The organism is Coprobacillus sp., assembly GCF_984815275.1.
In genome coordinates this window covers 21,732-34,683 of sequence record NZ_CFJNYH010000017.1, presented here as the reverse complement: position 1 = coordinate 34,683, position 12,952 = coordinate 21,732, and the positions used below count along the sequence as shown (strand labels likewise).

Below are 12,952 nucleotides of genomic sequence, written 5' to 3'. Positions count from 1 at the left end.
AGGATTCACTCCAGTATATAGGAATGAATCTTTTTTTGATGATAAAGTTTGTATTATAACAGTTTCTGTATTTATGTCTTCATAGTCACATTGCTGTGAGATGTATAGTCATGTATAAATTTGTTTGTGAGAAGATATATAAATACAGATATTAAAGATGTAATTACAGATATTTTATATAATATAGCAACGATGTCTGCATTAAAATGACATTCCATAAATTGAAGAATAACAAATGTAGGATAAAAGAGAAAGCCTTCTCCTAATAGCATTGTTATAAATTTAAGGGAAAAAGGAACGTATTGGTATTTTGTATCATATTTATGAAAAACTTCTAAATGACAAACTTTCTTACCAGGTGTTTGACCATTGTTATAAATTGGGATCATTGCATAATATATAAAATAGACAAATAAACATAGACTTATAATCAAAATTCCTTGATAAAAAGAGACTTGATAAAAGTCAATTCTTGTTGTTTTGGTTTGAGTTATCATTGAATAATAAAGTAAAGTTATAAAACTATATATAAGTGAAGAAATAAACCAATCTATAAGATAAGCAGTTAATCTTTTGACTTTATACTTCATTTGATTCTTCCAAAATATATTTCTTATCCAATGATTTAATAAATGGATAGTATATCAATCCTGAAACTATCAAAACAACAACTTGTAAGACACCGCCACGCCAATCATTACACATTAACCAGCCAGATATAGGGGCAGGTGTTGTCCAAGGAATTGTGACACCAGTTGGATAAGGAACGAGACCAGCATACATTGAAAGATAGGCAATAAGAACAGAGCATGTTGGGGCAAGAACAAATGGAACTAACATCATTGGATTTAAAACAATTGGCATCCCAAATATAACAGGTTCATTAACATTAAATAATCCTGGTAAAATAGATAATTTTCCAATTTGTTTTATACGTTTTGATTTACATTTGTAAGCCATAATAATTGTTAAAGGTAATGTAATACCAGAACCAGTTAAAAAGACAAAGAAATTAATAAAGTCCATTGTAACTATATAGGGTCTTGCTGCTGTTACAGCAGTTTGATAAATAGCTAGATTTTCAGCTCTTGTTGCATACCAAATCGGATCCATAAAAGAATCAACTACAGATGAACCATGAATTCCAAAGAACCATATAAATGAATTCAAGAAAGAAGCAAACAATGTTCCAACTAATGATGTTGTTATACTAGCCAGTGGCATCTGTAGAACTTGAATAATAAAGTTTGTCACTGTATCATAAGGTGTTAATGAAACAACAAGACGAATGATTAAGAAAATGGGTAAAACAACAGCAGCTGGTATTAAAGCATTAAATGATCTTGAAACAAAACTTGGAACACTTTCAGGCATTTTAATAATCCAATTTTTATGAACAGTATAACTATAAATTGAAGTTGCTATTAAAGCTGTTATCATAGCTGTAAACAAGCCTTGAGCTTCAAAATTAGAAACAGCAAAACCACCATCTTCCATCTGTGCCAATAAGATAAAGTAAGCAGAAACAGAAATACCTACAGCAGATAAAGGTTCAACTTTATTTTTAAGAGCTAAACTGTTAGCAATTCCAATAATAGATAACAATGATACCAATCCAGTTGTTGCAGGAACCATAATATCCCAACACCATTGACTCCAAATATCTCCTAGTAATGATGTCATTGTTTCTTGAAAAATAGGTAATGGAAAATCTCCTATAATAATACAAACAGACCCAACGATTAATATAGGCATAGAAAACATTAAACCATCTTGTAAAGCAGCTAAATATTTATTATTAGATAATTTGTTAGATATTGGCATTAATGTTTTATCTAACAAATGTGTTAATTTATCCATAAATTCACCTCCTATTTAAATTTAGGAAAATAGTCTTTATTCACAGAAATATAATCATCTAAAATCTTTCTTGCTAAATCTGTATCAACAACAGTTCTATTGACAACTAAAGCTTGTAAAGCTTTTTGATAAGAACCTTCTAAAGTAGCATCAACCGTTAATTTTTCATATGCATATTGCCCTTCTAGAAGACCTTTTTCAAAAGTTGGGACTTCTCCAACATGGAAAGGCTCAGCACCATGATTTCCAACTTGGCAGGCAACTTCTAACATCATACCATCATCCAAATTATTGACAATTCCATTGTTTTTTACCATTAATAAAAATGTATCTTTGCGATTATAAGCAATACTCATAGCAAGTTCAACAATATATGTCGCATGAGCATCATTATGAGCAACTGTAGCCTGTTCAATTCCATCATGAGATTCTTGAGCATATTTTTTATCTAAATCATATTGTGTTCCCCTTATTGCATGTAAGTCTATAATACTTTGACAGTATTCTTTCACTCGTTTTTCTCTACCATCTATAACTTCATTGGCTCGTGTATAATTTGGATCTATATGATTGACCATTGTATTTGGATATAGATAATATTGTAAGTATGTATTAGGCAATGAGTATGGGTAGTCTTGTACCATCTTCTCTAGGTGTTTAAATGTAAAGTTCCAATAATCATCATTTTTATCAGTATAATGTAATTCATCATCACAATGACCATTCTTTAATTTATCTAACAGAACTGGTAGAACATCTATTCCAGTTACTTTATTATATAAATGAGTAAACCAACCAAAATGATTTAATCCAAAATATCTGGGCTCAACATCAGTACGTTTTAAACCTGCTAAAGGTGCAAAGATATCCATAATAGAAATAGGCATATCACAAATATTAAGAATTCGATAATCATCTGGGAATATTCTCTTTGTAGCTTCAGCAACAATTGCAGCAGGGTTTGAATAATTCAAAATCCAAGCATCCTTTGAGTATTGTCGAATATCATGAATCAATTCAATCATTCCTAAAACACTTCTTACACCATAAGCAAACCCACCTGGACCACATGTTTCTTGACCGATAACACCATATTTTAATGGAATCTTCTCATCTAATTCTCTCAGTTCTAATCCACCCTGCCTAATCTGTACTAAAGCAAAATCAATATCAGTAAAAGCAGTTTCTTTATCACATGTAAAAATATATTCATCTAACTCTGAGTAATATTCTTGAAAAAGTATGGAACCAAATTCACCTATAGGTTTCTGTCTTTTTTCATCAATATCATATAAGACTATCTTACGTAAAGGAAATTCTTTCTTTACAAGACATAACATTTCCATCATATCAGGAGTATAAGTACTTCCCCCTCCAACAATACAAATAGAAAATCTCTTACTATTCATTTTTTTCTCCTCCATTTTCTCTCAAAAATCGGCCTCTCTTTGATAGTTTCATTGTAGCAAACAAAAAACTGGCTGACAATGCAACCAGTTGATTAAAAAATATGTTAAGTATGAAAAAAACATGTTAAGATGATTCTTTTTTTAGGACTTCCGTTAATATATTTTCTATAACAAAAATAGCAGTTCCTACATAATAATCAGGAGTTTCAAAAAATTTATTTTGCTGAAATTGTAATTGAATATGATAATCAGAAAGCTTAGCTATTGTAGATTTTTGTGTTGCTGTGATAGAATATATTTTATGTCCCATCTTCTTTGATAAATTAATAATTTGGATAATATCCTCTGTTTCTCCACTCTTTGAAAAAATAATAACAATAGAAGGTTTGCTTCGGGCATTTATACAATCAATAGGAGCACCTTCATATGCAAAAATATCGAACTCTGCTAATCTTTTAAGAAAATATCCTGTAATCATACCTGAAAAACCTATTCCTACAAGATATATTTTTTGATCTCTATATGTATGAATATCATTAATGAGTTGTTGCATAGTATCCATATCTTCTTTATGAATAAACTCCTCTAATGAGTGATTGTTATGGATAGAAACCTGTTTATGAATATTATCATTAAGTATATATATCATCTGGCTATAACCAATAAAGCCTAATTTTTTAGCAAGATTTATAATTGTTGTTGTGGAAACAAAAGTTTTACTTGCTAATTCTCTAATAGAAATACGTTCATTTCCTATTGCTAATTCATTCATAATTGTTTCTACAATATTTAATTCTGTATCATTCAAAACATATCGCTTGGCTATATCTCTTAAATTCATAAAATCACTCCTTGTGATATATTGTAAGCGACATTGTTTTTCTTGTAAACACAAAGGTATATATTTAACACAAGAATTAAAATTTTTCTAACTCACACGGAAAAGTAGATAAAGTATAGTCACTTCATGATATCCTTATAAAGGATTTTTCTTTATACAATCTTAATGTCATTATCTTTTTTATTAACACCATCTTAAAATCACTTCGCATATACTATGGATATCAAAAGAAAAAGGGGGAAAAGATGATGACAATCATGATTTCAATTATTGGTTTGATTGCTATGATTTTATTATTTTACTATGTGTATATCCTTATGAAGGGAGATCAACAAAAATGAAGTCAACTCTTATACAGTATGTCCTATATTTCATTGCTCTTATTATCTTAGCTATTCCAGTAGGAGCGTATATTAAAAAAGTCATGAATGGAGAAAAAACATTTTTATCTCGAATGTTAGTTCCTTGTGAAAAAGCAGTTTATAAGATCATGCATATTGACTCACAAGAGGAAATGACTTGGAAGAAATATACAGTCAGTGTGTTAGTATTTTCACTTATTGGTTTTGTTTTCTTATTCTTATTACAATTGTTACAGGGTTATTTGATGGGAAACCCACAAGGATTATCAGGTGTAAAGTGGGATTTATCATTAAATACAGCAGCCAGCTTTATTACCAATACAAATTGGCAAGCTTACAGTGGTGAGTCAACACTTAGCTATTTGACTCAGGCATTGGGACTTACAGTTCAAAATTTCGTTTCAGCAGCGACAGGAATTGCTGTGTTATTTGCACTGATTCGAGGGTTTATGAAAGTGGAGGCTAAAGGATTAGGAAGTTTTTGGGTCGATATAACAAGAACGATTATCCACGTTTTGATTCCATTGAACTTGGTTATCTCTGTTTTATTAGTTGCTGGTGGGGTTATTCAAAATCTTGAACCTGCACAGACTGTATCATTGGTAGAACCGATTGCAGTGAATGTTGATGGTGAAATTATAGAAAATGCGCAAATAGATATTGCATCAAAAACAGTAACAGTCAATGGACAAATGGTTCCACAAGCTAAAATAATCACTGAACAATTTGTACCTATGGGACCAGCTGCTAGTCAAGTTGCGATTAAGCAAACGGGAACAAATGGTGGTGGATATATGGGTGTGAATTCAGCTCATCCATTAGAAAATCCCAACGCATATACGAACTTTATTGAAATGACATCTATATTATTAATTCCAGCAGCTTTATGTTTTGCATTTGGTTCAATGATTAAAAATAAAAAACAAGGAATGGCAATCTTTTCAGCTATGGCTATTTGCCTTGTTCTAGCAATGGGCTCTATAGCGGTAAGTGAGCAATATGCAACACCACAGTTGGCTCAAAATGGTAATGTTGATATTGGTATGGTAGAACAGTCAGGTGGAAATATGGAAGGAAAAGAGTCACGTTTTGGAATTGCCACTTCAGCAACTTGGGCAGCTTATACAACAGCCGCTTCCAATGGATCTGTGAATTCTATGCATGATAGTTATACACCTATAGGTGGAATGGTGACAATGCTATTGATGCAACTGGGTGAGGTCGTGTTTGGCGGTGTTGGTTGTGGTTTATATGGCATGTTGGCATTTGCAATACTGACTGTCTTTATTGCCGGATTAATGGTTGGACGAACTCCAGAATTCTTAGGTAAAAAAATTGAGCCATATGAAATGAAATGGGCAGTTGTTGTCTGTCTTGCAACACCAGTTGCCATATTGGTTGGGAGTGGTATAGCGGCTGCTTTACCAAGTACTGTTGATAGTCTCAACAATACTGGAGCTCATGGATTATCAGAAGTTCTTTATACGTATTCATCATGTGGTGGAAACAATGGTTCAGCTTTTGCAGGATTCAATGCGAATACAGTCTTCTTTAATGTTTCTTTAGCACTTGTGATGCTTTTTGCAAGATTTGTACCTATTATAGGAACACTTGCTATTGCAGGACATTTGGTAGAAAAAAAGAAAATCGCTGTAACAGCAGGAACACTTTCAACGACCAATGGAATGTTTGTCTTCTTATTAATTTTTATTGTTTTATTGGTAGGTGCATTGAGTTTCTTTCCAGCGTTAGCTTTAGGACCACTTGCTGAATTCTTTGGTATGTTATAGAGGGGGAAGAATTATTATGGAAAACAAAAAGAGAGCAATTGCTGATAAATCAATGATTATGCGTGCTATTAAAGATTCATTCACTAAACTGAGTCCAAAAACACAAGCTGAAAATCCAGTTATGCTTTTGGTATATATATCAGCTATATTAACAACTTTGTTGTGGCTTGTTTCTTATACTGGTTATAAAGATGCTGCATCAAGTTTTACATTTGCTATTGCACTTATCTTATGGTTAACAGTTTTATTTGCCAATTTTGCTGAAGCGATTGCTGAAGGGCGTGGAAAAGCCCAAGCAGATTCTCTAAGAGCTGCCAAGAAAGATGTAGAAGCACATAAAATTGAATCTTTATCAAATAAAGAAGAATTTGTTGATATTCCTTCAACATCTCTTGGTAAAGGTGATTTTGTTATTGTCAGAGCTGGTGAGCAAATTCCAGCAGATGGTGAAGTTATTGAAGGGGCTGCATCAGTAGATGAAAGTGCCATTACTGGTGAATCTGCACCAGTTATTCGAGAGAGTGGTGGAGACAGAAGTGCGGTCACAGGTGGAACAACAGTTTTATCTGATTGGATTGTTGTGGAGGTCACTCATGATCCAGGAGATAGTTTTTTAGACAAGATGATTGCTATGGTCGAAGGTGCAGCGAGAAAGAAAACACCTAATGAATTAGCCTTACAGATCTTTTTAATCGCACTATCTATTATCTTTATATTGGTCACTGTTTCTCTTTACACATACTCATCTTTTTCAGCAGCCCAAGTTGGGATTGATAATCCAACATCTGTTACAACGCTAGTTGCCTTATTGGTATGCTTAGCACCAACAACAATCGGAGCCTTGTTATCCGCTATTGGAATTGCTGGTATGAGTCGATTAAATCAAGCCAATGTTTTAGCAATGAGTGGACGTGCTATTGAAGCAGCAGGAGATGTTGATATCTTAATGCTTGATAAAACAGGGACAATCACTTTAGGAAATCGACAAGCTTATGAATTGATTCCAGTAGATGGTTGTCATCCTCATGACTTAGCAGATGCTGCTCAGCTTTGTTCATTAGCAGATGAAACGCCAGAAGGACGAAGTGTTGTTGTTCTTGCAAAAGAAAAGTTTAATATTCGAGCAAGACGTTTAGAAGATAAAAATATGAAGTTTATTCCCTTTACTGCAAAAACAAGAATGAGTGGTGTTGATTTTGCTGGTCATGAAATTCGTAAAGGTGCAGCAGATTCAATCAAGGAATATGTATTGGGTTATGGTGGAACATATAGTCATGAATGTGAACAGGCAGTCAACATGATAGCTAATCAGGGAGGAACTCCTTTGGTTGTTGCTAAAGATCATAAAATCATGGGTGTTATTCATTTGAAGGATATTATTAAAAGTGGAGTTCAGGAAAAGTTCTCGGATTTAAGAAAAATGGGAATTAAGACAATTATGATTACGGGTGATAACCCACTTACTGCTGCAGCAATTGCAGCAGAGGCAGGCGTTGATGACTTTTTAGCAGAAGCGACTCCTGAAGGTAAATTAGAAATGATTCGTGATTTCCAAGCCAAAGGGCATTTGGTTGCGATGACAGGTGATGGAACAAATGATGCTCCTGCTCTCGCTCAGGCTGATGTTGCTGTTGCCATGAATAGTGGAACGCAGGCAGCCAAAGAGGCAGGGAACATGGTGGATCTAGATTCTTCTCCAACGAAATTAATTGATATTGTGCGTATTGGTAAGCAATTATTAATGACACGTGGAAGTTTAACAACTTTTTCAATAGCCAATGATGTGGCAAAATACTTTGCGATTATTCCAGCCTTGTTTATTGGCTTATATCCTGAATTACAAGCATTAAATGTCATGTCTTTGCATTCTTCTCAAAGTGCTATTCTATCAGCAATTATTTATAATGCATTGATTATAGTAGCTTTAATTCCTTTGGCGTTAAAAGGTGTGAAATATCGTGAAGTATCAGCCAGTAAGTTGTTATCAAGAAATTTATTAGTATATGGGATTGGTGGAATTATCACTCCGTTTATATGTATTAAGGTCATTGATATGCTACTAGTTGTATGCCATTTGGTATAGGAGGGTTATAGAATGAAAATGGTTAAGAATGTATTTCCCAAAGCAGTTCTTATTTTTGTTATCTTTACAGTGTTATGTGGTATTATTTATACAGGTGTTATTACAGGCATTGCACAAGTCTTTTTTCCAGAACAGGCAAATGGCAGCATTATAGAAATCAATGGAAAAAAATATGGAAGCGAGTTATTAGGTCAGCAATATACTGATATTAAGCACATGTGGGGTCGTATCATGAACATAGATGTAACAACATATGTTGATGATAAAGGACAACCTGTTATGTATGCCTCACCATCAAATTTAAGTCCAGCAAGTGAACAATATCAAGAAATTGTAGCTGAACGTGTTGAAAAAATACGTGCTTCACATCCTAATCAGGGGAATATGCCTATACCTGAAGATTTGGTAACATGTTCAGGGAGTGGGTTAGATCCTCATATCTCTGTAGCCGCAGCAAAATATCAAATTCAACGTATTGCAAAAGCACAGGATATGACAGATTCACAAGTTCAAGAGATTGTTGATAAATGTACTGATGGACGTTTCTTAGGCATATTTGGTGAGGAGACTGTTAATGTTTTAAAAGTGAATCTAATGCTTGATGGTATTTTAAAATAGAACCTATTATGAGGTTCTTTATCTTTAAAATCTTTATACTATTTTAATAGGAAGAATGCTAGAATGATGATGGGGTGATAGATGATGTTTCAAAGAACTGAACCAGATGAAATTTTAAAAAAAATTCATGATGAAGAAAGAAAACAAGGACGTGGATATTTAAAAATATTTTTTGGTTATGCTGCGGGAGTTGGAAAGACATATACAATGCTAGAAGCTGCTCATACAGCAAAAAGCCGTGGTGTAGATGTCGTTGTCGGATACGTAGAACCACATGCCAGACCAGAAACAACAAGACTGGTTCAAGGATTAGAAAGCTTATCTCCAAGAATTATTGAACATAATCACATTCAACTCAAGGAATTTGATTTAGATGCAGCACTTGCAAGAAAACCAGAGTTAATTCTTGTTGATGAATTGGCTCATACAAACGCAACTGGTTTAAGACATCATAAGCGTTATCAGGATATTAGAGAATTATTAGCAGCTGGAATTAATGTTTATACCACTGTAAATGTTCAACATATTGAAAGTTTAAATGATATGGTTGCATCTATTACTGGTGTTTTGGTTAGAGAACGTATTCCTGATTATGTTTTTGATGATGCAGATCAAGTTGAATTGGTAGATATAGAACCTAATGATTTGATTGAAAGATTAGAAGCAGGTAAAGTCTATCAACCAAATCAAGCCAAAAAAGCTTTATCAAATTTTTTTAATAGAGATAATCTCATTGCATTAAGAGAAATAGCGTTAAGAAGATGTGCCGATCGTATTAATAAAATGACTGAACTTGCAAAAGCAGATAAGGGGATAGATTATTTTACTGGGGAACATATATTGGTATGTATTTCATCTTCTCCAACCAATGCGAAAGTTATTCGTACAGCTGCACGTATGGCAGCTGCTTTCAAAGGGCGTTTAACTGCATTATATATTGAAACTTCAGATTACATCCGTATGGATCAAAAAAGTTTAAATACATTAAGTGAAAATATGCATTTGGCACAACAATTTGGTGCACGAGTTGAGGCAGTATGTGGTGATGATATTGCTTATCAGATTTCAGAGTATGCACGTTTATCTAATGTTTCAAAGATAGTCTTGGGAAGAAGTCAAACAAAAAAGCATCTTTTTTCAAAGCCATCACTCGTTGAACAACTCACTTTTGCAGCTCCTAATTTAGATATTTATATTATTCCAGTCAAAGGAACATCGGTTTATCGTTATCAAAAATATAAAGAAAAACCTCAATTTGTATTGAAAGATTTCCTGATTTGTATTTGTGTGATTATAGCTATTACTTTCATAGGATACTTATTTCAAAATTTTGGATTTAGTGAAGCTAATATTATAACTGTTTATATATTAGGTGTTTTAATGATTTCAATTATGACATCCCAAAGAATTTATAGTATTGTTTCTTCATTTTTAAGTGTACTGGTTTTTAATTTCTTTTTTACAAATCCTTATTTTACATTTCAGGCATATGATTCTGGTTATCCAGTAACTTTTGTGATTATGTTTTTAGCGGCTTTTATTACAAGTGGTTTAGCAGTTCAAATGAAAAACAGTGCGAAACGTGCCGCACAAACAGCATATCGCACAAAAATACTCTTAGATACAAATCAATTAGTACAAAAGGAAAAAAATAAAAAAGGAATTATTGATGTCACATGTCATCAATTGATGAAACTACTCAATAAAGATATTATTTTCTATCCAGTTGATGAACTCAATCTTCAAAATCCCATTGTGTTTTCAATAGATGACTCAAAAGATATTGAAAAATGTATCAATAATAATGAAACTGCAGTTGCAACCTGGGTTTATAAAAATAATAAACATGCAGGAGCAACAACACATACATTAGGAAATGCAAAGTGTTTATACTTGGCTTTGCGTGTGAATGAGAATGTTTATGGTGTTGTAGGGATTAGAATTAAAAATAAACCTTTAGATCCATTTGAACATAGTATAGTCTTGTCAATTCTAGGGGATGCGGCTATGGCTCTAGAAAAGGAGCAGGTCATAAGAGAAAAGTCTAAAGCTGATTTAATAGCTAAGAATGAGCAGTTACGTGCAAATTTACTACGTTCAATTTCACATGATTTAAGAACACCATTAACATCTATATCTGGCAGTGCAGGGATACTTTTATCGAGTAGTGATACACTAGATGAAAAAAATAAAAAACAATTATATACTGATATTTATGATGATTCTTTGTGGCTTATCAATCTTGTTGAGAATCTCTTATCAGTAACACGTATCGAAGATGGAACGATGCAATTAAATATGACAACTGAATTAATTGAAGAAGTTGTTCATGAGGCATTACAGCATATTAGTCGTCAAGGAAGGGAACATCATATTCAGGTTCAACAAGATAATGAATTCATTCTTGTAAAAATGGATACAAGACTTATGATACAAGTGATTATTAATTTAATAGATAATGCTATTAAATATACACCAAAAGGTTCGCATATTCTGATTCATGTTTTTAAGCAGAAACAAGAGGTATGTATTGATGTTCAAGATGATGGACCAGGTATTACTGATGAGATGAAACCACATATCTTTGATATGTTTTATACAGGTAATATGAAAGTCGCAGATAGTCGAAGAAGTTTAGGACTAGGATTGGCTTTGTGTAAATCTATTGTGAATGCTCATCATGGTACAATGAGTGTTCTTGATAATCAACCAAAAGGTGCTATACTTAGAGTCATATTACCAGTAGAGGAGGTCATATTGCATGAATAAAACATCAACAATTCTTGTAGTTGAAGATGATAGTGCAGTACGCAACTTAATTTCAACAACCTTACAAGCTCATAATTATAAGTATTTATTAGCATCAAATGGTGAAACAGCTATTTTAGAAGCATCTTCACACAATCCAGATATTATTTTGTTGGATCTTGGCTTGCCAGATATAGATGGCATTGAGATTATTAAAAAGGTCAGAAGCTGGTCAAATATGCCAATTATTGTGATTAGTGCACGTAGTGAAGATAGTGATAAAATAGAAGCACTTGATGCAGGTGCTGATGATTATTTAACAAAACCTTTTTCTGTTGAAGAACTTCTTGCAAGATTACGTGTAACTTTAAGACGATTAAGTTATATTGAGAACACAAATGTACATTCATCCACTTTTTTGAATGGTGGATTAAAGATTGATTATAGTGCTGGATGTGCATATTTAAATGATGAGGAATTACATTTGACACCAATAGAATATAAATTGTTATGTGTGCTTTCAAAAAATATGGGGAAAGTTCTGACTCATACTTATATAACTCATGAAATATGGGGAAGTTCTTGGGAAAGTGATGTTGCTTCATTGCGAGTCTTTATGGCTACATTAAGAAAGAAAATAGAGAAAGAACCATCTTCTCCACAATATATCCAAACTCATGTTGGCGTTGGATATAGGATGTTAAAGGTTGAGTGAACTCCTTTAGACATCTATTATTCATTCTAATAAAAAAATGGCTTATAAGAATAAAGCCATTTCATATATGTTATTGATAATCTTTTTCAATACATTCCTTCTGATGAATATAAATTTGTTCAATGATTGGTTTTCCTTCAATATAGTTCCATCTTTGTATAAAAGTTGGTTCAACCATGAACAATCTTTCATTTTCTAAATGAGAATATGATTGAAAAGATGATAAGAAATACTTTTGAAAATATTTACAGAAATCTTGATGATCTAAAGGATGTCCTATCTCTTTACAGATACCTTCAATTTGAATATTATCAAGACATAATGCAACATTTTCATTGTCTTGAATATCTTGGTATTTTCTAAAAGTCTTATCAGTTTGAAAATAAAAAATACCATTCATAATTAAAAAACTCATTTTTCTAGCAGTGACTCTATCTTGATGAGAAGTTGCTAAAACTATTTTCGCATGATCTCCTATTTGCTGAAATATGTTATTGTATTTATTTATATAGTTACTGTTCATTCT

At 32.7% G+C, this 12,952-nt stretch carries 10 protein-coding genes; 5 read left to right on the top strand and 5 right to left on the bottom strand.

The genetic code is table 11. From position 1 onward, the window contains the following. Positions 1-71: 71 nt before the first annotated feature. The 4 genes from AC5M21_RS07590 to AC5M21_RS07575 form a co-directional block, all read right to left on the bottom strand. On the bottom strand, positions 72-590 hold the full coding sequence (locus tag AC5M21_RS07590; RefSeq protein WP_302280675.1) for an RDD family protein: 519 nt from the start codon (positions 588-590) through the stop codon (positions 72-74). Then, on the bottom strand, positions 580-1,860 hold the full coding sequence (locus tag AC5M21_RS07585; protein ID WP_008789157.1) for a PTS sugar transporter subunit IIC: 1,281 nt from the start codon (positions 1,858-1,860) through the stop codon (positions 580-582). The genes AC5M21_RS07590 and AC5M21_RS07585 overlap by 11 nt, the downstream gene beginning before the upstream one ends. An 11-nt stretch (positions 1,861-1,871) precedes the next feature. Continuing rightward, positions 1,872-3,269 (bottom strand): family 4 glycosyl hydrolase, encoded by a 1,398-nt coding sequence (locus AC5M21_RS07580; RefSeq protein ID WP_302280674.1) that lies wholly within the window; start codon positions 3,267-3,269, stop codon positions 1,872-1,874. A 124-nt stretch (positions 3,270-3,393) separates the two neighbouring features. Then, on the bottom strand, positions 3,394-4,110 hold the full coding sequence (locus tag AC5M21_RS07575) for a MurR/RpiR family transcriptional regulator (protein WP_302280673.1): 717 nt from the start codon (positions 4,108-4,110) through the stop codon (positions 3,394-3,396). A gap of 337 nt (positions 4,111-4,447) precedes the next feature. Here AC5M21_RS07575 and kdpA point away from each other — a divergent pair, with 337 nt between their 5' ends. The 5 genes from kdpA to AC5M21_RS07550 all read left to right on the top strand — a co-directional run bounded on the left by kdpA (position 4,448) and on the right by AC5M21_RS07550 (position 12,426). Continuing rightward, entirely contained in the window at positions 4,448-6,262 is a 1,815-nt protein-coding gene (gene kdpA, locus AC5M21_RS07570) for a potassium-transporting ATPase subunit KdpA (RefSeq protein WP_008789160.1), read from the top strand. Positions 6,263-6,278: 16 nt separating this feature from the next. Next, positions 6,279-8,345: a potassium-transporting ATPase subunit KdpB gene (kdpB, locus tag AC5M21_RS07565; protein ID WP_008789161.1), complete on the top strand. Its 2,067-nt coding sequence runs from the start codon at positions 6,279-6,281 to the stop codon at positions 8,343-8,345. A 12-nt stretch (positions 8,346-8,357) separates the two neighbouring features. After that, positions 8,358-8,963 carry a potassium-transporting ATPase subunit KdpC gene (gene kdpC / locus AC5M21_RS07560; RefSeq protein ID WP_117598883.1) on the top strand — a complete coding sequence of 202 codons (606 nt, stop codon included), beginning with the start codon at positions 8,358-8,360 and terminating at the stop codon, positions 8,961-8,963. 81 nt (positions 8,964-9,044) lie between these two features. After that, positions 9,045-11,732, top strand: coding sequence for an ATP-binding protein (locus AC5M21_RS07555; protein ID WP_029158229.1), 2,688 nt, complete (start codon positions 9,045-9,047; stop codon positions 11,730-11,732). Further along, positions 11,725-12,426 (top strand): response regulator, encoded by a 702-nt coding sequence (locus AC5M21_RS07550; RefSeq protein ID WP_302280672.1) that lies wholly within the window; start codon positions 11,725-11,727, stop codon positions 12,424-12,426. Before AC5M21_RS07555 ends, AC5M21_RS07550 begins: the two co-directional genes overlap by 8 nt. Positions 12,427-12,496: 70 nt before the next feature. Here the strand turns inward: AC5M21_RS07550 and AC5M21_RS07545 are convergent, their stop codons facing one another. Further along, positions 12,497-12,949 (bottom strand): pyridoxamine 5'-phosphate oxidase family protein, encoded by a 453-nt coding sequence (locus tag AC5M21_RS07545; protein WP_302280671.1) that lies wholly within the window; start codon positions 12,947-12,949, stop codon positions 12,497-12,499. Positions 12,950-12,952: the final 3 nt, after the last annotated feature.

Coding starts and splice junctions, on each gene's coding strand:
- AC5M21_RS07590 (WP_302280675.1), bottom strand. CDS start 590: ATGAAGTATAAAGTCAAAAGATTAACTGCTTATCTTATAGATTGGTTT.
- AC5M21_RS07585 (WP_008789157.1), bottom strand. CDS start 1,860: ATGGATAAATTAACACATTTGTTAGATAAAACATTAATGCCAATATCT.
- AC5M21_RS07580 (WP_302280674.1), bottom strand. CDS start 3,269: ATGAATAGTAAGAGATTTTCTATTTGTATTGTTGGAGGGGGAAGTACT.
- AC5M21_RS07575 (WP_302280673.1), bottom strand. CDS start 4,110: ATGAATTTAAGAGATATAGCCAAGCGATATGTTTTGAATGATACAGAA.
- kdpA (WP_008789160.1), top strand. CDS start 4,448: ATGAAGTCAACTCTTATACAGTATGTCCTATATTTCATTGCTCTTATT.
- kdpB (WP_008789161.1), top strand. CDS start 6,279: ATGGAAAACAAAAAGAGAGCAATTGCTGATAAATCAATGATTATGCGT.
- kdpC (WP_117598883.1), top strand. CDS start 8,358: ATGAAAATGGTTAAGAATGTATTTCCCAAAGCAGTTCTTATTTTTGTT.
- AC5M21_RS07555 (WP_029158229.1), top strand. CDS start 9,045: ATGATGTTTCAAAGAACTGAACCAGATGAAATTTTAAAAAAAATTCAT.
- AC5M21_RS07550 (WP_302280672.1), top strand. CDS start 11,725: ATGAATAAAACATCAACAATTCTTGTAGTTGAAGATGATAGTGCAGTA.
- AC5M21_RS07545 (WP_302280671.1), bottom strand. CDS start 12,949: ATGAACAGTAACTATATAAATAAATACAATAACATATTTCAGCAAATA.